The organism is Providencia sp. PROV141 (genome assembly GCF_028481645.1).
In the GTDB taxonomy this organism is placed as follows: Bacteria; Pseudomonadota; Gammaproteobacteria; order Enterobacterales; family Enterobacteriaceae; genus Providencia; species Providencia rettgeri.
Map to the genome: position 1 here is coordinate 159,516 of NZ_JAMPPR010000018.1, position 22,351 is coordinate 181,866.

General features: G+C 40.7%; 20 protein-coding genes. 18 read left to right on the forward strand and 2 right to left on the reverse strand.

Translation table 11 applies throughout. The features are described 5' to 3' along the window. Positions 1 to 184 precede the first annotated feature (184 nt). Genes PSF09_RS12915 through PSF09_RS12935 form a run of 5 tightly spaced genes read left to right on the forward strand, consistent with a single transcriptional unit; the run spans position 185 to position 4,893 of the window. The gene (locus PSF09_RS12915; protein ID WP_272684010.1) at positions 185 to 1,738 is read left to right on the forward strand and encodes an ABC transporter substrate-binding protein; all 1,554 of its coding nucleotides are present in this window, start codon (positions 185 to 187) and stop codon (positions 1,736 to 1,738) included. Next, positions 1,738 to 2,706, forward strand: a complete 969-nt coding sequence (locus PSF09_RS12920; RefSeq protein ID WP_210837702.1) for an ABC transporter permease — start codon at positions 1,738 to 1,740, stop codon at positions 2,704 to 2,706. Before PSF09_RS12915 ends, PSF09_RS12920 begins: the two co-directional genes overlap by 1 nt. Then, positions 2,703 to 3,515 carry an ABC transporter permease gene (locus PSF09_RS12925; RefSeq protein WP_210837704.1) on the forward strand — a complete coding sequence of 271 codons (813 nt, stop codon included), beginning with the start codon at positions 2,703 to 2,705 and terminating at the stop codon, positions 3,513 to 3,515. Before PSF09_RS12920 ends, PSF09_RS12925 begins: the two co-directional genes overlap by 4 nt. Next, positions 3,509 to 4,285, forward strand: a complete 777-nt coding sequence (locus PSF09_RS12930; RefSeq protein WP_272683980.1) for an ATP-binding cassette domain-containing protein — start codon at positions 3,509 to 3,511, stop codon at positions 4,283 to 4,285. Before PSF09_RS12925 ends, PSF09_RS12930 begins: the two co-directional genes overlap by 7 nt. Before the next feature lie 14 nt (positions 4,286 to 4,299). Continuing rightward, entirely contained in the window at positions 4,300 to 4,893 is a 594-nt protein-coding gene (locus PSF09_RS12935; protein WP_272664330.1) for an ATP-binding cassette domain-containing protein, read from the forward strand. Between the two features lie 32 nt (positions 4,894 to 4,925). On the opposite strand, the gene PSF09_RS12940 is transcribed toward PSF09_RS12935, so the two are convergent. After that, a complete protein-coding gene (locus PSF09_RS12940; RefSeq protein ID WP_272664299.1) occupies positions 4,926 to 6,470 on the reverse strand; it encodes a S8 family serine peptidase in 1,545 nt (514 codons plus the stop codon). A gap of 258 nt (positions 6,471 to 6,728) precedes the next feature. Between PSF09_RS12940 and PSF09_RS12945 the strand changes: the two genes are divergently transcribed. Next, on the forward strand, positions 6,729 to 8,786 hold the full coding sequence (locus PSF09_RS12945) for a TonB-dependent receptor family protein (RefSeq protein WP_272683981.1): 2,058 nt from the start codon (positions 6,729 to 6,731) through the stop codon (positions 8,784 to 8,786). Between the two features lie 39 nt (positions 8,787 to 8,825). Here the strand turns inward: PSF09_RS12945 and PSF09_RS12950 are convergent, their stop codons facing one another. Continuing rightward, the gene (locus tag PSF09_RS12950; RefSeq protein ID WP_272664297.1) at positions 8,826 to 9,542 is read right to left on the reverse strand and encodes a Crp/Fnr family transcriptional regulator; all 717 of its coding nucleotides are present in this window, start codon (positions 9,540 to 9,542) and stop codon (positions 8,826 to 8,828) included. 95 nt (positions 9,543 to 9,637) lie between these two features. On the opposite strand from PSF09_RS12950, the gene PSF09_RS12955 reads away from it, so the two are divergent. The 12 genes from PSF09_RS12955 (at position 9,638) to PSF09_RS13010 (ending at position 22,308) form a co-directional block, all read left to right on the forward strand. Then, on the forward strand, positions 9,638 to 10,726 hold the full coding sequence (locus tag PSF09_RS12955) for an ABC transporter substrate-binding protein (RefSeq protein WP_272683982.1): 1,089 nt from the start codon (positions 9,638 to 9,640) through the stop codon (positions 10,724 to 10,726). Beyond that, entirely contained in the window at positions 10,719 to 11,738 is a 1,020-nt protein-coding gene (locus tag PSF09_RS12960) for a FecCD family ABC transporter permease (RefSeq protein WP_210840229.1), read from the forward strand. The genes PSF09_RS12955 and PSF09_RS12960 overlap by 8 nt, the downstream gene beginning before the upstream one ends. Further along, positions 11,735 to 12,475 (forward strand): ABC transporter ATP-binding protein, encoded by a 741-nt coding sequence (locus PSF09_RS12965; protein WP_272664295.1) that lies wholly within the window; start codon positions 11,735 to 11,737, stop codon positions 12,473 to 12,475. Before PSF09_RS12960 ends, PSF09_RS12965 begins: the two co-directional genes overlap by 4 nt. A gap of 35 nt (positions 12,476 to 12,510) precedes the next feature. Then, on the forward strand, positions 12,511 to 12,861 hold the full coding sequence (locus PSF09_RS12970; protein WP_004908515.1) for a cupin domain-containing protein: 351 nt from the start codon (positions 12,511 to 12,513) through the stop codon (positions 12,859 to 12,861). Between the two features lie 13 nt (positions 12,862 to 12,874). Beyond that, positions 12,875 to 13,645, forward strand: coding sequence for a class I SAM-dependent methyltransferase (locus tag PSF09_RS12975; RefSeq protein ID WP_140171562.1), 771 nt, complete (start codon positions 12,875 to 12,877; stop codon positions 13,643 to 13,645). 223 nt (positions 13,646 to 13,868) lie between these two features. After that, the gene (locus PSF09_RS12980) at positions 13,869 to 16,070 is read left to right on the forward strand and encodes a TonB-dependent siderophore receptor (RefSeq protein WP_272683983.1); all 2,202 of its coding nucleotides are present in this window, start codon (positions 13,869 to 13,871) and stop codon (positions 16,068 to 16,070) included. A gap of 78 nt (positions 16,071 to 16,148) precedes the next feature. Further along, positions 16,149 to 17,249: an ABC transporter substrate-binding protein gene (locus tag PSF09_RS12985; protein ID WP_210840060.1), complete on the forward strand. Its 1,101-nt coding sequence runs from the start codon at positions 16,149 to 16,151 to the stop codon at positions 17,247 to 17,249. A gap of 284 nt (positions 17,250 to 17,533) precedes the next feature. Continuing rightward, positions 17,534 to 18,193, forward strand: a complete 660-nt coding sequence (locus PSF09_RS12990) for a helix-turn-helix transcriptional regulator (protein WP_210840061.1) — start codon at positions 17,534 to 17,536, stop codon at positions 18,191 to 18,193. Between the two features lie 11 nt (positions 18,194 to 18,204). Next, positions 18,205 to 19,272: an alanine racemase gene (locus PSF09_RS12995; protein ID WP_210840062.1), complete on the forward strand. Its 1,068-nt coding sequence runs from the start codon at positions 18,205 to 18,207 to the stop codon at positions 19,270 to 19,272. 15 nt (positions 19,273 to 19,287) lie between these two features. Next, the gene (locus tag PSF09_RS13000; RefSeq protein ID WP_272683984.1) at positions 19,288 to 20,448 is read left to right on the forward strand and encodes a M20 family metallopeptidase; all 1,161 of its coding nucleotides are present in this window, start codon (positions 19,288 to 19,290) and stop codon (positions 20,446 to 20,448) included. A 9-nt stretch (positions 20,449 to 20,457) separates the two neighbouring features. Then, positions 20,458 to 20,919, forward strand: a complete 462-nt coding sequence (locus PSF09_RS13005; protein WP_272664290.1) for a RidA family protein — start codon at positions 20,458 to 20,460, stop codon at positions 20,917 to 20,919. 93 nt (positions 20,920 to 21,012) lie between these two features. Further along, complete coding sequence (locus PSF09_RS13010) at positions 21,013 to 22,308, forward strand: MFS transporter (protein ID WP_210840065.1); 1,296 nt, start codon at positions 21,013 to 21,015, stop codon at positions 22,306 to 22,308. Positions 22,309 to 22,351 lie beyond the last annotated feature (43 nt).

Genomic DNA, 22,351 nt, shown 5'->3' on the forward strand with positions numbered 1-22,351 from the left:
TGTTCTATTGATGTAGCGCCTAGCAATTAGGGCGTTAAATTTAATATAACTCATATTGGTTACTCTACACATAGTGAATATCTCACCAATAGCGACATTAATGAAAATAACTTCATTAATTATATGAAATAAAAAATAAAATTTGTCTATAGAGGGATGTATGATTAAAAATATCGTTGCCGCAATGTGCCTGATGGGGCTCACACTGCAAGTACAAGCAGTTGAACCCGCTCAATCACAAACTTTACGTTTAGCGATTGGCTCAGAGCCGACTGAAGGTTTTGACCCCATGCTCGGGTGGAGCCACGGCAGCTACCTACTGTTGCATAGCCCATTACTGAAGCAAAAAGCTGACCTTTCATGGCATAGCTATATGCTTGAAAGTTATCAACACAATGCAGATGGTAAACAGTGGACACTCAAGCTGAAAAAAGGCTTAAAATTTTCCGATGGCTCACCGTTGACGGCGAAAGATGTCGTATTTACCTATAACAATGCTGCGGCAAGTGGCGGTAAGGTGGATATGGGGAATTTTGCCAAAGCAGAGGAAATTGACCCTCTCACCGTAAAAATCACCTTATCTTCCCCACAAAGTACCTTTATTAATGTACTTGGTTCGTTAGGGATTGTTTGTGCCGATAAATATGATGCGAAAACTTATGCACATAACCCAATTGGCGCAGGCCCTTATCGTTTAGTTGCATTCCAGCCGGGGCAGCAACTGATTGTCGAGCAAAATCCGTATTATGCAGGGCCAAAAAATGACTTTGATAAAATGGTCTTTGTTTTCCTTGATGAAGATGCGGCCTTTGCTGCGGCACAAAGCAATCAACTGGAAATTGTTCGTATCCCAGCTGCGGTAGCGGCGAATGCTAATGATGTGAAAAACATGAAACTGGTTGAGCGCTATAGCGTGGAAAACCGCGGTATTTCTTTCCCAATTCCACCTGCGGGTGAGAAAGATGCTCAAGGTAACCCTATCGGTAACGACATCACTTCTGATGTTGCTGTCCGTAAAGCCATTAACTATGCACTTGACCGTAAATTATTGGCGGAATCCGTGTTGGAAGGCTTTGCCGTACCGGCTTATACTGGTGTTGCAGGGCTGCCATGGAATAGCCCAGATTCAGCTTTTAAAGATGGTGATCTTGAAAAAGCGAAATCCATTTTAGAAGAGGCGGGATGGAAGCTGAATAAAGAGGGCTTACGTGAGAAAAATGGCAAAGTGGCAAAACTGACATTATGGTATGCCAGTGGTGATACCACACGTCGTGACCTTGCGCAGGCAATCCGTTCTAGCTTAAAACCGATTGGCATCGAGATGGATTTAAAATCGGGGAGCTGGGAAACCGTTGAGCTACACATGCATGCTAACCCAACACTGTTTGGTTGGGGAAGCTTAGACCCGATGGAAATTGTCCATAATTACAGCAGCAAAGCAGCAGGTGTTGGCTTTTATAACCCCGGTTATTATAAAAATGCAGCCGTTGATGAGCTAATCGAAAAAGCGTTAGCGCAAGCTGACCAAGACGCGGCGATTCCGTTATGGCAGCAAGTAGATTGGAACGGTACCACGGGTGTTGGTATTAAAGGTGATGCTCCGTGGGCTTGGTTGATGAACCTACAACATATTTATTTACTGAATAATTGTGTTGATTTAGGTACCAGTGCTCCTGAAATTCACGGCTCTTGGTCGGTGTTAAATAATGTCGATGAATGGGCGTGGACCTGTCAGTAATGCGAACCGCACTTGGGCTTTTATTGCGATTTATTTGTTTATTAACCGTAACGGCAGCGGGGATTTTTATCCTGCTGAGTTACTCGCCAATCGACCCAATAAAAGCCTATATTGGCAATGACTTACTGCACGTGCCCCCTGAGCAATATGCGCTAATTGCTGCACGATGGGGGCTTGATCAGCCATTATGGGTACAGTTTTGGCGTTGGTTTTCACAAGTATTACAGGGGGATTTGGGCTATTCCATGCTCTATAACACCCCAGTAATTCAAGTGATTGCAGACCGCCTTGTACCTTCTTTAGCTCTGCTTATTTGTGCTTGGCTGTTCTCCGGTGTTGTTGGTTTTGCACTGGGGTTGGTCTCTGGGCGTTATTTAAACCGCTGGCCAGACAAGCTTATCTCCACATTATGCTATTTACTTGCTTCAATTCCTGTTTTTTGGGTCGGTTTGCTGTTGTTGTCTTTGTTCGCGGTGACATTACAGTGGGCTCCAATATGCTGTGCTTGGCCGATAGGCTTGGATGAGCAAACGGCAACTTTTTCACAGAAACTTCATCACCTGATTTTGCCTGTCATTGCGTTGGGTATGCTAGGTGTGGGCAATATCGCATTGCATACACGTACCAAAGTTGTAGAAGTGATGAGCAGTGAATTTATTCATTACGCACAGGCTCAAGGAGATAATGGCTGGCCGATGATGAGGTTTCATGTACTAAAACATGCTATCACCCCTGCAATTTGTTTGCAGTTTGCTTCTGTTGGTGAATTATTGAGCGGAGCTTTGCTAGCTGAAAAAGTATTTGCCTATCCAGGCCTTGGTCAGGCGACGATTGATGCGGGGCTACGTGGAGATATTCCCTTGTTGATGGGGATCGTCATGTTATGTGCTGCGCTAATATTTTTAAGCAATACGGTAGCCGATAGCCTGCTAAAAAAAGTGAATAAGGGAGTGATGAGAGAATCATGACCTATAACCCTAATCGCGCTTTATTTAAGTTAGCTCTTTCGTTGCTTTTATTGGTCATCGTCAGTATTTATGCGTTTGGCCTCTCCTTCAATGATATTGAAATGAATTTACTCGATAGGCGTTTGCCACCTTCGTGGGCGCACCTATTTGGTACAGATAATTTAGGACGTGATTTATTTGCTAGAACCTTTCAAGGTGTGGCAACAAGTTTGCAAATCGGCCTTATGGCTGCCATTACCAGTGGTTTCATTGCACTTGTCATGGCGGGGTTATCTTCAATAAGCAAAGTTATGGACTACGTGGTGCGCGGCATTATTGATGCTATGTTGGCATTGCCACATCTCTTATTACTGGTATTGATTTGTTTTACGCTGGGTGGCGGAAAAATGGGGGTGATTTGGGCCGTTGCACTGACACATTGGCCAAAATTAGCCTTAATTTTACGTTCGGAGTTACAACGAGTTAGCCAGTCAGATTACATTATGTTGTCTCAACGTATTGGTAACAGTGCCTTTTACCGTTGGCGTTATCATTATTTACCCATGATTTTGCCGCAATGGATGGTAGGAACGTTGTTAATGTTTCCCCACGCGGTTTTACACAGTGCGGCATTAAGTTTCTTAGGTTTTGGTTTATCGCCTCATGAACCCTCACTGGGTATTTTATTGTCTGATGCATTGCGCTACCTCAGCACAGGAGCTTGGTGGCTGGTGGTTTTCCCAGGCGTTGCATTAGTCGGGTTAGTGTTATTATTTGACCAATTTGCTAAGGCCTTGCAGCAGCTATGGTTGAAGGGGGCCGTATGTTGAGTCTTGATAATCTCACCGTGGATGTCGCGCAGTTTCGTTGGTTAGGGCGTAAACGTTGGGCTCCGTTACTACAAGGAATTTCCTTGGATATTCAGCCCGGTGAGATGGTTGCACTGGTGGGTGGGAGCGGGGAAGGTAAGAGCTTGTTATTACAAAGTGTTTTGGGGTTACTTCCCCATAATATGCGCTGTCGTGGCGGTATTCACCTTAATGGTAAAAAGCTGACTGAACAAAACAAAGCGCAGCACCGTGGCAATGCATTATGCTATATCCCTCAAGGGGTTAGTGCACTTAATCCGCTAATTCGTATCGGTCCACAATTAGAACGTGCCGCAGTGTTAAGCGGGCAGCATATTAAAATGCACGATGTTGCGCGGCACTTACAGCAATATAATTTGCAAAGCTCACTAGTGGATAGCTACCCAAACCAGTTATCCGGTGGAATGGCAAAACGGGTACTCGCCAGCAGTGCGACACTTTCCCGCGCGCAATATATTTTAGCGGATGAAATCTCATCATGGCTGGATGATGACCATGCCATACAACTGCTCGAAAATATTAAATCACTGTGTCACGATGGCCGAGGTGTTTTATGGGTCACCCATGATTTATCCATGGCTGTGCGTTTTGCCGACCGTATCGCCTTATTGCGTAATGGAGAGTTGGAAGACGTGCTAAGCAGCCAACAACTGCAACAAGGCGGAGGTGGGCCGTGGCTGCAATCATTATGGAATGCGTTACCTGAACATCAATTTATGGCAAGTAAATGAGTATCACTGAACCTATTTTACAAGTAAATAATTTATGTATTGATCAAGGTGGGCAACGGCTGTGGGATGACTTTAATTTGTCACTGGCTAGCGGTGAACGCCTTGGAATATCTGCGCCTAGTGGTTTTGGTAAAACTACGTTAGGCCGAGTATTAGCTCAGTGGCAAACGGCATTCAAAGGAACCATTTTATTTGAAGGCCAACCATTGGCTCAACATGGTTATTGCCCGATTCAATTAGTCCCTCAGCATCCAGAAAAAAGTTTTAACCCATACCGTAAGGTCGGTGCGAGTGTATTTGATGCTTGGCAGCCAGATTCTCACTGGTTAGCACGTTTTTCAATTAAACCTGCATGGCTAGAAAGGCTTCCCAATGAGTTATCCGGTGGTGAGCTTGCTCGTATCGCCTTATTGCGGGCCCTTGACCCGCGAACGAAAATTTTGATTGCTGATGAAATCACCGCACAGTTAGACGCTAATTTGCAAAAAGAGATTTGGCAGTTGTTAGTGAGATTATCAGAAGAGCGGCCATTGGCGATGATTATTTTTAGCCATAACAAAGCGTTATTAGAGAAAGTGTGTAGCCGGGTTATCTCACTAGTCAAATAATAGGCCGATATTATGGCTTAACGATAGCTGAATTATTCAGTAATTTGGGCGAGCTTATCAATTTCTTTTAATAACTGATTTACATTGGGCCGATAGCCTATCCCATCGTTAACACCTTCCGTATAGGTCGATTTACTTATCAATTCGCGCATTCCCCACGCTGACAGAATAATTTGATGCTGTTTAGCATAGCCTTGAATTAATGCGAGTGCACCTGAACATAGTGGTGTTGCACTCGATGTTCCTGAATAACGGTCGGTATAATTGCGTTCATTGCCGGGGTGTTTTTGTAGTTTTCCATAGCCTGTGGTGGTCACACTCCAATCTCCCCATGAATTAATCAGTGAGCTTGTTTGATTATAATTTGAAAAAAGCGCACGTTTCCCAGTGTGGTGGTAACAAGCGCCTACTAACATGCTGCCATTGTCACCGAAATCATCCATAACCTCGGGTTTGCTTAAATCCAAGCCACCATTCCCTGCTGCTAGAAGAACGGTTGCACCTTTATCGACCATAATTTTAATTCTTTCCCACCAATTACGGATGGATGTGATAGGAAGCAATTTATTCTCAATGCGAAATTGGAGGTCGAAACTAACAATGTCACCCGGCTGAGTATCATCCGTAAGTTGATCTAAGTCGTCAGTATCATAGAAATAAAATTGGCAACCATGTGCAATGCCAGTGACACCAAATTCATTTTTAGTCGCAATTATGCAACCTGTTGAAGCGGTACCATGGTTACAATCTTGCGTTTCAGGTCGGCTACTTACCACAGCAAGGTTTGCATCTTTAAAATCTTCATGGTTTTGGTATACACCAAAATCCATATGGCGAACAACCGCTAGTGAGCCATCAATATTTTTTGCCCATGCCTCTCTCACATTCATACCCATTGGGGCATCTAAATATTTTTGTAACTCGGTGAAATCGGGGGTTATCTCATCACTACTGATCTCTTCTTCAATAGTTTGGCTATTGATAGGGAGTTTGGGAGGCTGGTAGCCTGTTGTGTTGGGGCAGATGCAGCAGTAGCTGACACAATCTAATTTTTCAATCCGTTGCGATATTTCAAGCAAATCGTCATAATTATTTTCTCCATAAAGGTTAAAATATTCACATTGCGTAACGGAAGAGCGAATATTTAATTTAATCAAAATTAATTTTGAATTAACTAATTCATTTGATAAAGCATCCATAATAAAATGCGAACTTTTTATTTTAGATTTAATTTCTAAAAAATATTTATTAATCCCATCTATTTTATGGTTGATGGTTTTCGATTTTATTTCTGCTTTAATTTTTTTATTGATTTCCTGATGGGGAAGACGATAGCTAACAGGGCTATCAATTAAGTGTAAAATATTTTTATTACTATCAACAAATGAGATAGTTACATGGTAGTTCCCCGATTTACCTACCTTGAAAAGATAATGATCATTATTAGTTGATATGGTTTCTATATTTTCATTATCTAAAAATAAGCTAATGGTGACTGTTTTTTTGTTTCTATTATCAAAATTAACGACAATGCCATTTGAATCCTTATCGATAAATTTAAAGGTTTTTATATTCATATATTCTCTTTTTATATAGCATATGTTGGTATGCTTTTAGTTATTTAAGTATTAGGTTGGGTACGTTATTTAAAATTGAAAATGAATTTACGACAAGATTGATAATTTAATAGAATTTAATGGAAACTATAATTTTAATATAAATAATAAATTAATTTATTTTGGTTTTGACAAATGTCATAGGGATATCTATACCCATCCTCTATTTTAAACTCCTTAAATGAAAATGATAACCATTACTATTATTGGGGTGAATATATGTCTTATCGTTTAAAGCGGCACCAATTGGCCCATTGTATTGCTCTAACTTTAGGCATAGGAACTTTGGCGATACCAATTGGATTCGCTGCACCAGTAGGCACACCAGACAAACTGATCGTTACGTCTTCAACAGGCCAAAGCCGTTTGTCACCGAGTGAGCAGCAAGAAAAAGATAAACTTGAAAAAGTGGCTGGTGGAACAAATTTAGTTGTTATCGAAAAAGATACTCGCCTTGCTACCTTACAAGACGCCCTGGATTACCAGCCTGGGTTGGTTATCCAAAATTTCTTTGGGGGGATTGACCAGCCACGTTTGAATATTCGCGGCTCTGGCGTGCAAAGTGCACCGCTTGCTCGTGGTGTATTGCTGTTGCAAGATGGCTTACCCGCAACGGATGCAGACGGCAGTTTTCATATCAGTACCTTAGAAATGCGTGATGCGCGGATGGTGAGCGTACGCCGTGGTGCAAATAGCCTTAACCCACAAAGTAATAGCTTGGGCGGTGAATTGGATGTGCTCTCTTACACTGGAGGAACTGAGCAAGGGCGCCTACGTTATGAGTACGGCTCCCATGGGCGCGAAGGGTTACAAACCGCCTTCGGTGGTGTTTCTGATGATGGGTTATTTGATGGGCGTGTGAATTTCACTTATGACCATTTTGATGGTTATCGCAAACACTCTGCTTCCCAACGTAAAACGTTACGCAGCAACTTTGGTTATGTGACTGATAACTTTGAAAACCGAACATGGTTGAGTTGGACAGATTTGCGCTTTGACGTTGCGGGGCCAGTTTCTGAAGAGGTATTAAATAATAACCCAACAGAGGTGTACCCAATGGTTTGGTTGCGTGATCCTCACCGTAATGTTGAACAATTCCGAGTGGCTAACCGCTCTGACTGGCAAGTGGATAACCAAGCAATTGGTGCAGGAGTTTGGCATATTCGTACCCATGATAATTTTACCACTCCCGCTTACTATCGCTTTAGCCGCAGCCACAGTGAAGGGCTGCAATTTACCTATAATATTGAAACTGAGCCCGTGACATATCGTACGGCACTGGCATGGGACCAAATGACCTTGCAGACTGAATTAATGCAAAATCGTAAAGGGACACCCGCAGACAAAACTAAAATAGGTAAATATGATGGCCGAGCGGAAAACCTCTATGGCAGTGTTGGGGTAGACTTACATATTACGCCAACAGTGGCTGTTAATTTAGATGTCAAAGGTACGCATGCGCGCCGCGATGTAGAAAAGCGACAGAGTCATTTGTCGTTAGACCAAAGTTGGACATTTTGGACACCAAAAGCGGGAGTGATTTGGCGCCCAACGGAAAGCCAGCGTTACTTTGCCAATATCAGTGCGAGTGAAGAACCTGCAACATTTTGGGAAATTATTAACTCCAGCAATGGAAAATTAACGAAACTCTCACCACAAAAAGCCATTACTTATGAAATTGGGGGAGAAGGCGATGTCACCGATGGGTTGAAATGGAGCCTTGCGCTGTACCGTAGCCAAATTAAAGATGAGTATATTACCACTTATGACAGTGCAGGGACGGTGGTTGGCGTATTTAATTATGCCGCGAAAACTCGCCATCAAGGCTTAGAAGCTGGGCTTACAGGACGTGTTGGCGCAGGGCCGGGGGATATCAATTACCGAGTTTCTTGGACTTATAACGATTTCCGTTTCATGGGCGGTGAATATAATGGCAACTATATCGCGGGTATTCCACGTAATATTGTTGCTGCCGAGGTGTTATATGAAATTGGGGATTGGAGTGTTGGGCCTAATATTCATTGGGCACCTACGGATATGGCAGTTGACCACCAAAACAACCTTGATATTCAAAAACGTAAACATTATGCCGTACTGGGGCTGACAGGCAGTTATAAGCCTACAGAGCAGTGGTCTGTGTATTTATCGATGGATAATTTAACCGATGAGCGCTATGCAACAACATCGGTTGCCAACCAAACCGTCACAGCAAAAGACAGCACTTTATTCCCCGGTATGGGGTTTAATGTGAATGGTGGCGTAACCTATAATTTCTAATAATGAATAAACGCATTAATATTGGTTAATGCGTGGTTGTTAAAATGGGCGCTGTGCAGAAATAGATAATTGCGTTAAGTAGTTTTCATTATGGATATGCACAGTGTCTTTCTCAATATCAATAAACCCTTTTTGCCGCCACCCTGAAACTAACCGGCTGAGTGTTTCGTAGCGTATGCCTAATTTAGCGGCGAGCTGGCCCCGTGATAAAGGTAAAACAATATTTGAAGTGAGTTGTTTATGTTTTAAATCAAGAATATAAGCAGCCAAGCGTTGTTCAGCAGAACTTGAAGTTAGCCAATCAATATGGTTAATGTTTTCATACAGTTTGCTACTAAAACGCATGAGTAGCTTTTCCATAATCTGTGGGCAGGCATGGCAAAGCCGTAAAATATCACGTTTATCGAGTAGCAAGGCTTCACCGTCGGTTTTTGCCCGTAAACTCATAGGATAGCGGTTATGTGGCATAAAAACGGCTGCGATGGCAACAATTTCCCCTGTACAAAATAAACCAAAAATTTTTTCCTCGCCCAAATAAGTATGGCGATACACCTCGATTTGCCCGCTTATCATCAAAGGACAGTGCTTAAATGGTTCCCCTTCATGGTTCAGGATTTCACCACTTTTAAAGCGAATATGGCCACAATTTTCCAGCAGTAATGCCAGTTTTTCATCTTCTATCCCATTAAACAGTAAGCACGATTTTATGGCATTGAGTGATTGTGTATGGGGGAAAACGTTTTTGACAAATGTCATAGGTCATCCTCTTACGCCGTCTTAGAATGGCATAAGTATAAATGATAATCATACACATTATCAATTGAGATCTTAGCAGAGAGCTGAATAACCCTATGATAAATAATGCTTTTAGACTCACCGCCGTTTTTCTGGCCTTGGGGGGGATAGGCAACGTATATGCATCACAAGCCGTTGATTTCACAGATATGTCAGGGGATAAAATTCATTTATCAGCCCCTGCAAAACGTATTGTCGTGATCCCAATCCCTGCCGCTTCGATGTTAGTTGGTATGGATGAAAGCAGTGAAAAATTAGTTGGAATGCACCCTTTTGCAAAGGTTGCTGCGCGAGATGGCATGCTAAGCCAAATGTTTTCTCCTGTTTTACAGGTGAATTCAAATGTCGTGGGTAACAATTTTACACCAAATATTGAAGCATTGCTTAATGTGGAGCCCGACCTGGTATGGCAATGGGGCCATCGAGGGGATGATATTATTTCCCCTATGCGTGATGCAGGGCTGACTGTTGCTACGTTAGATTATGGGCAAGAGCGCTATACGCAAGAGTGGGTTCACCTAATGGGGCAAACACTTGGCCACAATGATAAAGCACAGAAGATGATCCAGTGGCGCCAACAAGTTGTCGATACACTCTCAGCTACCACCGCTAAAATTCCAGAAGCGCAGCAGCCTCGTGTTCTGTATCTCTCTCATTTTAACCAGAGTATTCAAACATTTGGCTCAACATCACACAACAACGCCGATTTTGCATTGGCGGGCGGAGTGAGTTTAAACCGCGACCTCACTGGGCCAAGAACGCTCAATATTGAGCAGATCCTTGTTTGGGACCCTGACATTATTCTATTGGGTAATTTCGAAGAGGGGTTATCGCCAGCTGACGTTTATCGCAATCCCATGTTAAGCGAAGTCACTGCAGTGAAAAACCAGCGCGTATATAAGCTTCCTATTGGTGGTTTTATCTGGGATGCGCCAAACCAAGAAACACCGCTGTACTGGCAATGGTTATCAATGATTTTTCATCCAGAAACGATGAAAATGCCATTGCGTGAAGAAATTCGCCTGAGATATCAGCAACTTTATGGTTATGACGTGTCAGATGAGCAAATTGACGGTATTTTGCAAATGGAGATGAACAAAAATAGCCAGCACTACATCTCTTTAATGGGGAAACCGCATGCGTAAGCCCCAATATCTTTGGCTCGTTTTCGCCATTTGCCTAGTGTTGACCTTTGTTTTGGCACTAAGTTGTGGCCGCTACCCGGTTTCGTTTTCTGCGGTTTGGCATATTCTCTATGACACCATTTTGGGCAACGAAATGATGGGGAACTATAGTCGTACGGAACAAAATGTCGTGTTAAATGTGCGTTTACCACGTGTTCTGATAGCAGGTACAGCAGGGGCAGGGCTAGCGGTGGCTGGGGCGGCTTTGCAAGGCATTTTCCGTAACCCATTAGTTGGGCCGCAAATTATTGGCGTCTCATCAGGAGCTGCATTGGGGGGCGCACTAGCTATTTTGTTATTTTCTTCATTGTTGATCACCATTTCATTGGCTTTTGTCGGTGGGTTGTTAGCTATCGTGCTGGTTTTTTTGCTCGGCTTGAATCGCCAAGGTAGCCAGCTATTAATGTTAATTCTTGCGGGGGTGATTATTAATGCTTTTTTTGCTGCATTAATTTCGTTAATTACCTATTTTGCAGACCCTAATAATACTTTGCAAACCATTGTTTTTTGGCTTATGGGCAGCTTTGCCAGTGCGTCTTATCTTAAACTTAATATTGTTTTTCCTGTTGTTATGGTCTGTGTTTTAGTCATTTTTGCACTGCGTTTTCGTATCAATGTGCTCTCCTTAGGGGATGAAAATGCACAAGCCTTAGGGATGAAAATTAATAGAACCCGTTGGGCCGTGTTACTCAGCGTGACCTTGATCACTAGTGCGACAGTGGCGGTATCCGGCACCATCGGCTGGGTAGGGCTGATTGTTCCGCATATTGCACGGCTAGTGGTAGGTCATGATCACCGGATATTACTGCCTGCTAGTGCAGTTATTGGTGGGATTTATATGGTGGCTGTCGACACTTTTGCCCGCAGTATGACGAATGCAGAAATTCCATTAAGTGTGATCACTGCACTCATCGGTGCCCCCATTTTTGCTCTACTGATCCATACATTAAATAAAAAGGTGGCCGATTTATGATCCAAGTTGAGCACCTTAATTTCAAAATTGCACAGCGTCAGTTATTTACGAATTTAACTTTTCAGCAGCCAAAAGGCAGTATTGGCGCAATTTTAGGGCCGAATGGCCGTGGAAAAACCACCTTATTAAAACTCTTGCTCGGTTTACAAAAAGGAGCCACTGGCAATATTTCACTAAATGCACCCGTCGCTTATGTTCCACAACTTAGTGGTTCACTATTTCATTATTCTGTTCGCACCATGGTGAGTCTCGGGCGTATTCGTCATTTGCCGTGGTATGCCTCACCCAATGAAAAAGATAACCAAATTGTAGAGCAGTGTTTAGCGTACTTAGGCATAAGTAATTTTGCGGACCAACCCTTTAACTGTCTCAGTGGAGGGGAAAAACAAATGGTTATGATTGCGAGAGCATTAGCCAGTGAACCAGAAATTTTGATTCTGGACGAACCGACATCCGCGTTGGACCTTGCCAACCAAGACAGTGTGCTCAGCGTTTTACGTGATTTAGCCATACATCGCGGAATGACGATCTTATTTACGAGCCATTATCCACAGCATGCGCTGCATATCGCTGACTATTCATTGTTGCTGTTTAACAGTGGCGGCTGTTTATTTGGTGAAACTGAACGAATTTTAACGGAAGAAAACCTGACACAGCTGTACCAATTACCTGTTGCAATTACGCCAATGGACTATCAAGGCCGGCAGACCCAAGGGGTCATTCCGCTATTTAGATAATTGAATGAAAATGATTGAATTAAGGAATATAAACGATGAGCAATAACACAATAACACCCGCAGAAGCGCTGATTATCAACCAGTTAATTAATTATACCGAACAAGGTATTGCAAGCCGTGTATTAGCGAAAAATGGTGGGGGGAATATCACCTTATTTGCTTTTGATAAAGGCCAAGCGCTATCTGAACACAGTGCTCCTTTTGACGCCATTGTGATGGTTGTTGAAGGGAGTTTACAACTCACCATCGAAGGTAAGCCAGTGACGGCTAAACCTGGGGAAATTGTCAGAATGCCGGCTAATATCCCTCATGCGGTAGATGCACTTGAACCCGCAAAAATGCTGTTAGTTATGTTACGTGAGCCAGAAATGGCTTGTACACACTAACTTGGAGGTGTAAATGGACCAATCATTTACTGCCCATGAAGCAGGGCACAAATTTCTAGCACGTTTAGGGAAAAAACGCTTACGCCCAGGGGGGAAAGAAGCAACCGAGTGGTTACTTAGCCAATCAGGGTTACATAAGAACAGCCAAGTTCTTGAAGTGGCGTGTAATATGGGAACCACCGCCATTGAAATCGCCTCTCAATTTCATTGCCATATTACGGGTATTGATATGGACAAGCAGGCGCTCGCCCAAGCACAAAAAAACGTTGCGAATAAAGGGTTAACAGATTTAGTGACTATTCAAATGGCAGATGCATCAAAATTACCTTTTGAGGACAACAGTTTTGATGTGGTCATTAATGAAGCCATGCTAACCATGTACGGCGATAAAGCGAAAGCAAAGCTATTGCAGGAGTATTATCGAGTACTAAAGCCAGGTGGCTGTTTATTAACTCATGATATTGCATTTAAAGATGCCCAAGCTGTGCAAAATGTGGTTTCTCAAATGCAACAAGCGATTAATGTCAAAGCGCAACCATTACCGGAAACACAGTGGGTGGAATTATTTCAACAAGCGGGTTTCCAGCAAGTGGTATCCCATACTGGCCCAATGACACTGTTATCGCCAAAAGGGTTAATTTACGATGAAGGTGTATTCGGTACGCTAAAGATTATCCGTAATGCATTGAAGAAAGAAAACCGGCCTCAATTTTTGCGTATGTTCCGCCATTTTCGGCAAAATCGTGGGAAATTGAATTATATTGCAGTCGTTAGCGTGAAGTAATCTATAGGAAGATCTTACGCAAGGATGCGTGATTATGTATTTTTATGTTGAATAACCTTATACTTTACATTGCTAATAATAATAATTCTTATATTTATCTTGATTCTTAGTTACTGTTAATAATAATTATTTGATAAAATAATAAACAGTAATTTAATCAAGAATTGTGATTTATTTTTTAGATTCAATAACAGCAATTTTAATAAAATAAAGGTTTAATTTAATGAAAATAAAGTATTTTTTTATTATCTCTCCTTGCTTTCTCCCTTTAGTTTCTCCCTCTGTATTTGCTGTGGATAAAAAAGAAGAATCCATAACCGTATCCGCTACACGTGGTTATAAAACCGTTTCAGAAATGGCGCAAACCACATGGGTGATTGATAATGCTGAAATTGAACAGCAAGCTGAAGGTGGAAAAGAGTTAAAAGATATTTTAGCGCAGCTTATTCCAGGAATGAGTGTCAGTGGTCAAGGGCGGACAAACTATGGCATGAATATGCGTGGCCGTTCAATGATTGTGATGGTGGACGGGGTACGCCTTAACTCTTCTCGTAGTGATAGTCGCCAATTAGATTCCATCGATCCTTTTAATATCAATCATATCGAAGTTATTTCAGGTGCAACGGCGATGTACGGCGGTGGTAGTAGTGGTGGTTTGATTAATATCGTGACGAAAAAAGGCCAAGAAGAAAAACAGGTTTCTCTGCAATTAGGTGGAAAAACAGGCTTTAACAATGGTAAAGATCACGATGAAAATGTTGCCGCAGCAGTAAGTGGTGGTAATGAGAACGCTCACGGACGAGTGTCTGTTGCTTATCAACGCTATGGCGGTTGGTATGATGGCAAAGGTAATGCGATTAATATTGATAATACCCAAACAGGGCTGCAATTTTCTGATCGCCTAGATGTGATGGTATCAGGCACTATCAAAATCGATGAAAAACAACAGCTTCAAGCCGTTTATCAGCATTATAAAAGTGAGTCGGATGGTAAACACGGGCTCTATTTAGGAAAAGATTTCTCTGCGGTTAAAGGGCAAGGTGAAGCTTATAACAGCAGTAAATTAAGCTCTGACCGTTTACCTGGAACTGAGCGCAATTTGCTCAATTTACAATATTCAAATGCAGATGTATTCGGGCAAGATTTTGTTGCACAAGTTTATTATCGTGATGAATCACAAAAGTTTTATCCCTTTCCAACCCTGACTGGCAAGGATGTTACAAGTATCAGCTCATCGGATCAAAAAACCAATTTTTATGGAACCAAGCTGACATTCAATAGCCAACCCATTGATGAATTAACGTTAACTTATGGTGTGGATGCAGAGCATGAGCAATTTCGTGCTAACCAAATGTTTTTTGATTTAGATAAAGCGAAAGAATCAGGGGGAATGGATTTAACTAAAGCTTTCCAAATCGGCCGCTATCCAAGTTATACCACCACCAATATGGCGACATTTTTACAAAGTAGTTATGACATTACGCCGATGTTCACGTTAAGCGGTGGTGTGCGTTACCAATATACTGAAAATAAAGTGGATGATTTTATTGGTTATGCGCAGCAAGAAGCGATTGCTAATGGTAAAGGTAAATCAGCGGATGCAGTACCGGGTGGGAAAACGGATTACAACAACTTACTGTTTAATGCAGGGTTGCTGGTTAACCTAACCGAAGAGCAACAAACATGGTTTAATTTCTCTCAAGGCTTTGAAATTCCTGATATTGCTAAGTATTACGGAACAGGTGACTATGCGAAGACCCCAGATGCCAATGGCCACTACCATCTCAATAAAAGTGTTAACATTAATGATACCAAGGTAAAAGGAATTAAGGTTAACTCGTTTGAGTTAGGATGGCGTTACACAGGGGAAAACCTGCGTACACAAGTTGCCACCTATTATTCGCTGTCTGATAGAAGTTATGGCATTAATAAAGATGACATGACTATCTATATGAAAACCGATAAACGCCGTATCTATGGGGTTGAAGGCGCGGTGGATTACTTCTTTGCTGACTCAGATTGGAGTGTTGGAAGTAATTTCAATCTGCAAAAATCAGAAACTAAAGTTGATGGTAGCTGGGAAAAATGGAGCGTTGACTTCGCGAGCCCGTCAAAAGTGAATGCTTATATTGGTTGGGAACCGAATGATTGGGCACTACGCTTACAAAGCCAACAAACATTCAATTTAACGGATGCGGCGGGTAAGAAACTTGATGGCTATAATACCGTTGATTTATTAGGAAGTTATATGCTGCCAGTGGGTAAAGTCAGCTTTGCAGTTGAAAACCTACTGGATAAAAATTACTCCACAATTTGGGGACAGCGGGCACAAAGTTTATATAGCCCGAAATACGGAGCTGCCAACCTGTACGATTATAAAGGCCGTGGCCGAACCTTTGCTCTTAATTACAGTGTGACATTTTAATTAATTGAAAATAAGTCACTATGTATTAGTGACTTATTTCTAGCAGATTATTAGCAATAAAAAGTAATGAGATATTCCATGAAATCATTTCTTATAGGGTTATTGTGCTTGCTTAGTTTTTGGGCACAGGCAAAAACATCAACGGTGATCACTGACTTACAAGGTCGTGAAGTTACAGTTAATCTTCCTGTCGAAAAATTATTTTTGGTAGATAGTCGTGATATTTTGCCAGTGGATATTGCTGCTGGTAAAGCGGGGATATCACGCATTGTGGGTTGGAGTGATTCGCTTACGCAATACGCACCAGATTTAAAACAAGCTTATTTCAGTGTATTGCCTGAATTAGGCAAAATTCCAACGTTAAAGAAAACACGCGAAGCCGGTCTCCAAGTTGAAAAGTTGATCGAGTTAATGCCTGATGTGGTAGTTATGCATAAGGCTAATTATGGTGCGATGCGTGATAGCCAAATTTTACCGCAACTCGAAGCCGCAGGTATCCAAGTCATTTTTATTGATTTTCGAATGGATATTGCGAAAAACACGCCGAAAAGCATTTTATTATTAGGTGAATTATTCGGAACACAAGAAAGAGCGGGACAGTTTGCAACGCTGTACCAAGAGAAATTAGATACCATTGAAAGCCAATTAGCTCAGCCATTTCCAACTGTTCTGATTGAAGCGAATGCAGGGTTATTTGCGGATAATTGCTGTCAGCTTTATGGGCGTTCAGGTTATGGTGTTTTAGCATCCTTGGCAGGTGGAAATAACCTTGTTGCAGATAGCTTTCCTGCAAAAGGGGCTGAAAGCTCCATTGAGAATATTATTACATTAAACCCAGAATTTTATTTACTGACTGGCGCCGATTGGCACAATTTTAATCGGCGCTCGCTTGCAGTAAGCTTAGGATATAATGCAAATAAAGCTAATGTTCAGAAGCAGTTATCAGTATTAATGGATAGGCAAGGGATTTCATCATTAACGGCAGTTAAAGAAAAACGGGTTATGGCGATTTACCATAATTTCTACAACAATCCGATGAACATATTTGCCATTGAAGCGATGGCTAAATTTATGCATCCAGAGCGATTTAGTACATTAAATCCAGAACAAAACTTAATTGACTTTCAAAAGCAGTTTACAGAAATCCGAGAAACAGGGGTGTTCTGGGTGAATTTATAAAAATAGGGTCGCTAACTTTTTGTTGGTAATAGAAACTAACAAAAAGTTAGGCTGTCAGTTTATCTCCATATAGCTTTCCATTCATTAATAAACTCTCTGAAATCCCTTGTTCTATCTTATCTCCCAGTTTTTTTATAAACTGGGATTATTGCTATGTTAGTTATAGCAGCTAAAAAATTGTTAGCTAGAATCAAGATATAGATCACAAATTGCTCAAATCTTGATTGAGTCTCCATTATGATCTAACTAATATTTAGTTAGGCTTAAAATAAGTTTGGTAGAAAATGAAAATTATCCAAGACAACTTTGAAATGTTATTGGCAGTTATGAAAGGGATTGCGGGCCAATTTGGCGACACTTGTGAAGTGGTATTACATGACCATAGTAAAGGGCTAGAAAGCAGTATTGTTGCAATTATTAATGGTCATGTAACGAAACGAAAGGTGGGAGACCCAAGTAGTAATTTAGGGCTTGAGGTATTGCGCGGCACTGATGTTGATGGCGACAAATACAATTATTTTACCCAAACCAAAGATGGGAAAATGTTGCGTTCAACTTCAATTTATTTACGTGATGAAACTGGCAAAGTTTCTGGGGCACTTTGTATTAATCAAGATATTTCAGAATTTATTGCTGCAGAAAAAGCTATTCAAGGCATTACACAGCGCAATAGCATTGAGCAAGATACGGTTAAGGAAGTTTTTGTTACGGACGTTAATGAAATTTTAGATCACCTTATTCAAGAATGTATGCAGGTTATTAAAGTCCCCGTCATCAATATGGGCAAAAAAGATAAAATGGATGCAATTAAATTCTTTGATGATAGAGGTGCTTTCTTAATCAAAAAAGCAGGTGAGAAAATCTGTGAATTTTTAAATATTTCCAAATATACCCTTTATACCTATTTAGCGGAATTAAAAGGGGAAGAAAATAATGAAGAATAAGAGAGGTTTTTATGCCAATAACGCCTTACGTTGCTTTAGATTTACAGCAACTTGAAAAAAATGTCAGAGGCATGACAGGCAAGCTAACACAGCAAGGTATTGAACACTGGCCACATATAAAAACACATAAATCAGTAGAATTAGCAAAATTTGAGATTGCCTGTGGCGCAAAAGGAATTACGTGTGCCACATTGCAAGAAGCGGCAGTTATGGCAAAAGGCGGAATTGGTCATATTCTGCTTGCTTACCCAATGATTGGTGAACAAAAGTGTCAGCAATTTATTGAATTAGCTAAAAAAATTAAATTAAGAACGATTATTGATAGCCTACAAGGAGCTGAACAATTATCAGCAGCGGCAAAGCAAGAGAGCCAAATTATTGAGGTCTATATTGCTGTTGATTATGGTGCTCACCGGGAAGGAATTCAATTAGATGATTTAGAGCCATTTGCACTGGCAATACAAAAATTACCTAATCTGAAAATTATTGGTGTGTTTACTTATGCTGGAACAATATACCAATACCGTACAGAGCCTGAAATACGTAAAGCGGCAAAAGCAGAAGCAGAGCTTTTATTATCTTGCCAAAAACGGTTAGAAAAATTGGGTATCGAAGCGCCTCGGACATCTGGCGGCTCAACATTATCTTCATTCTATGCTGATGAATTAAAAGGGATTACAGAGTCACGGGCTGGGAACTTTATTTTTGGCGATATGAATGCTATCTATGGTGGTATTTATACTCCTGAAGATTGCGCTTTAACAATAAGAACAACTGTTGTAAGTATTCCTATTGAGGGGTATGCAACAGTAGATGCAGGGACCAAAACATTAACTTCTGATCAATCCGCAGAACCAGGGTTTGGTTATATAGTGGAAGACCCAAATATAAAACTAGTTAAATTAAATGAAGAGCATGGCTATCTTCGCTATGACCCAAAAAAAATTAAATTAAATATTGGTGATGTATTAAATATTATACCGAATCACAGTTGTGTTATTCCTAATTTAACAAACAAGATATATGCATTAAATAATAATGAAATAGACCATATTATTATACCAGACGCACGATATTAAATATCGGAGAATAAAATGTATAAATTAAATGAACAGCAACAATATGAGTTGCTAGAGCTTCTTTGTGCCTTAATTCGGCATAAATCTGAAAACCCACCAGGGGAAGAACAACAAGTTGCTGAATTTATATATCACTACTTTAAACAAGAAAATATTGATGTTGAAATGCAAGAGGTTGCTCCTGGACGCCCAAATATTATTGCCTATTTAAAAGGTTCAGGAAAAGGTAAACATTTATTATTTAACGGTCATATAGATGTTGTGCCTTGTGGTTGTGGTTGGAGTACCGAGCCATTCGACCCAGTGATTAAAGATGGCAAAGTTTTTGGGCGAGGAGCCGCAGATATGAAGTCTGGTGTTGCTGCAATGATGTATGCGGCAACATTATTAAAGCGTAATAAAGATGCATTTTCAGGTAATTTAACATTAGTATTTAATGTGGATGAAGAGAGAATTAATCTTGGCATGCTGCATTACATTAAAGATGGAATTTCTGCAGATTATGCCATTATTGGTGAGCCAACGTCTCTTGGTGTTTGCATCGCACATAAAGGCGTTAGCCGTTATAACTTAAGTACTAAAGGCACCGCGGGTCATGCAGCAAAAACTCGTTATCCTGATAGTGCCATTTCTAAGATGGCCAAAATACTACCTGCGATAGAGCAACACCACACTTCTGTTGAGGAAATTAGTCACCCACTATTAGGAAATGCTTCAATGATTATTACCACCATAAATGGTGGTACAGCTCCGAATATCGTTCCACAGCATTGTGATATTGAAATAGATAGAAGACTCGTTCCAGGGGAAGAAAGGCAAGAAATAGAGGCGAGATTGCATCAAGCTATTGCGCAATATAATAAAGGTGAAGAGATAGATTATCACTTAGATAATTACTTATTTATTCCTGCTTCAGATATCCCTGCGGATCATGAGCTAACTAAAGTTGCATTAGATACAGTGAGCCGTTTTACAGAAAAACCAGCGCTACCAGAAATATTTGAAGCGACATGTGAGGCGCCTTTTTTCTCGGTTACTAGTGAGATCCCTACACTTATTATGGGGCCAGGGGGATTAGCTCAAGCTCATGTTAAAGATGAGTTTGTTGAAATAAAAGAATTATACCTTGCTGCGGAAATTTATTATGACATGGCTAATATCTTGCTCAATAAATAGGAAAATTGAATGAATATTGAAAAAAAATTAGAAGATAAAGGGATTAAACTTGCCACACCAGGGGCACCAAAATTTTCATATGTATCCATTAAGCAGTATGGGGATTTATTATATACATCAGGCCATGACTGCCAAAAAGATGGTGTCTTAATTTATAGTGGTACATTAGGTAAAGAATTAACAGTCGAGCAAGGTCAAGAAGCAGCAAAGCAATGTATTGTTAATATATTTTCTTCATTGAAAGCGTATTTAGGAGATTTAGATAGAATTGATGAATGTATAAAATTATTAGGTTTTGTGCAAAGTACTGATGATTTTAAAAACCAGCCACAAGTCATGAATGGAGCTTCAGATTTTTTAATTGAAATACTCGGTGATAAAGGTAAGCATGCACGTTCAGCAATAGGTACGAATACATTACCTTTTGATACGCCAGTGGAAATAGAATTAATATTAAAGCTAAAGTCGTAAATAATAGATAAAAAATAAAGATTATTAATAAAATAAATCTGCGGAGTAAATTTTATTCCGCGGGATCCTGTTACGTCTTAAAGGTACTTAATTATGTCACTACATGCGAGTAAAAGGCTAAAGCGCTGGCAGCTTATTGCGCTTACATTTTTGTTGATAGCAGGTATCATTAATTTTTTAGATAGAGCATCACTCTCTATTGCTAACTCTACAATAAGTAAAGAATTAGGATTTAGTGCAACTCAAATGGGATTACTGTTATCGGTATTTTCATTTGGCTATGCGTTATGCCAACTACCTATAGGTATGGTAATGGAACGCTTTGGGGTTAAAAAGATCTATGGCTTCGGTTTGTTCTTATGGTCGTTAGCTCAAACCGTGACAGGGCTATTATCTTCATTTACCCATTTAATTATTGCACGGGTTATTTTAGGTATTGGTGAAGCACCGCATTTACCGACAGGCGTTAAAGTCGTTAATGATTGGTATAATATCCGTGAGCGTGGTCTGCCAATGGGGATTGTAAATATGTCCTCTACGCTAGCTCAAGCATTAGCTCCACCTTTGCTCATTGCATTAATGTTAGCTTTTGGCTGGCGTACAATGTTTATTATTATCGGTATTAGTGGGATTATTCTGTCTATACTTTGGTTTATTTTCTATCGTAATCGTGAACAATTAGAATTAACAGATGATGAATTAAACTATTTAAATGACGGTGCTCCACCATCTTCAACGAATAAAGTTTCTTTCAAAGAATGGGCGTCATTATTTAAACAACGTTCTTTGTGGGGAATGATCATTGGGTTTAATGGTGTGGGTTATATGGTTTGGCTATACCTAACATGGTTGCCTGCTTATCTTGAAAACTCCCGAGGCTTAAGTCTAGAAAAAACCGGCTGGGTTGCAGCAATACCCTTTTTATTTGGTGCGCTGGGAATGCTGGTAAATGGTGTTGTTGCAGACTATGTGGTGAAACGTGGTGCAGACAAAATGAAAAGCCGTAAGTGGATGATCTGCTTAGGCTTGCTGTTTGCTGCGATGTTTACATTGCCTGCCGCTTATACTGACAGTACCTTTTCAGCCGTTGCGTGTATTAGTATGGCACTATTTTCTATTCACTTTGCGGGGACTTCTGCTTGGGGATTGATTTTAGTTTCAGTGCCTTCTCGCTTAATCACTTCTGTAAGTGGTATTCAAAATTTCGGTGGTTTTATTGGAGGGTCGTTTGCTCCGATTATTACCGGTATTATTATTGACCAAACACACTCATTTACCTTAGCGCTTGTGGTTTGTGCAACTGTCGCATTCCTAGCATCATTGGTTTATTTCTTCTTTGTTAATGAACCAATTAGAGACCCTGCAGAGATGGAAGCAAAAACAGTCTAAATTAAATATTCATGGCCACTTTGTATCAGTGGCTTTTTTATAA

Excerpts from the sequence above, each read along its gene's own strand:
- PSF09_RS12915 (WP_272684010.1), top strand. The coding sequence starts at position 185 with ATGTGCCTGATGGGGCTCACACTGCAAGTACAAGCAGTTGAACCCGCT.
- PSF09_RS12920 (WP_210837702.1), top strand. The coding sequence starts at position 1,738 with ATGCGAACCGCACTTGGGCTTTTATTGCGATTTATTTGTTTATTAACC.
- PSF09_RS12925 (WP_210837704.1), top strand. The coding sequence starts at position 2,703 with ATGACCTATAACCCTAATCGCGCTTTATTTAAGTTAGCTCTTTCGTTG.
- PSF09_RS12930 (WP_272683980.1), top strand. The coding sequence starts at position 3,509 with ATGTTGAGTCTTGATAATCTCACCGTGGATGTCGCGCAGTTTCGTTGG.
- PSF09_RS12940 (WP_272664299.1), bottom strand. The coding sequence starts at position 6,470 with ATGAATATAAAAACCTTTAAATTTATCGATAAGGATTCAAATGGCATT.
- PSF09_RS12945 (WP_272683981.1), top strand. The coding sequence starts at position 6,729 with ATGTCTTATCGTTTAAAGCGGCACCAATTGGCCCATTGTATTGCTCTA.
- PSF09_RS12950 (WP_272664297.1), bottom strand. The coding sequence starts at position 9,542 with ATGACATTTGTCAAAAACGTTTTCCCCCATACACAATCACTCAATGCC.
- PSF09_RS12955 (WP_272683982.1), top strand. The coding sequence starts at position 9,638 with ATGATAAATAATGCTTTTAGACTCACCGCCGTTTTTCTGGCCTTGGGG.
- PSF09_RS12960 (WP_210840229.1), top strand. The coding sequence starts at position 10,719 with ATGCGTAAGCCCCAATATCTTTGGCTCGTTTTCGCCATTTGCCTAGTG.
- PSF09_RS12965 (WP_272664295.1), top strand. The coding sequence starts at position 11,735 with ATGATCCAAGTTGAGCACCTTAATTTCAAAATTGCACAGCGTCAGTTA.
- PSF09_RS12970 (WP_004908515.1), top strand. The coding sequence starts at position 12,511 with ATGAGCAATAACACAATAACACCCGCAGAAGCGCTGATTATCAACCAG.
- PSF09_RS12975 (WP_140171562.1), top strand. The coding sequence starts at position 12,875 with ATGGACCAATCATTTACTGCCCATGAAGCAGGGCACAAATTTCTAGCA.
- PSF09_RS12980 (WP_272683983.1), top strand. The coding sequence starts at position 13,869 with ATGAAAATAAAGTATTTTTTTATTATCTCTCCTTGCTTTCTCCCTTTA.
- PSF09_RS12985 (WP_210840060.1), top strand. The coding sequence starts at position 16,149 with ATGAAATCATTTCTTATAGGGTTATTGTGCTTGCTTAGTTTTTGGGCA.
- PSF09_RS12990 (WP_210840061.1), top strand. The coding sequence starts at position 17,534 with ATGAAAATTATCCAAGACAACTTTGAAATGTTATTGGCAGTTATGAAA.
- PSF09_RS12995 (WP_210840062.1), top strand. The coding sequence starts at position 18,205 with ATGCCAATAACGCCTTACGTTGCTTTAGATTTACAGCAACTTGAAAAA.
- PSF09_RS13000 (WP_272683984.1), top strand. The coding sequence starts at position 19,288 with ATGTATAAATTAAATGAACAGCAACAATATGAGTTGCTAGAGCTTCTT.
- PSF09_RS13005 (WP_272664290.1), top strand. The coding sequence starts at position 20,458 with ATGAATATTGAAAAAAAATTAGAAGATAAAGGGATTAAACTTGCCACA.
- PSF09_RS13010 (WP_210840065.1), top strand. The coding sequence starts at position 21,013 with ATGTCACTACATGCGAGTAAAAGGCTAAAGCGCTGGCAGCTTATTGCG.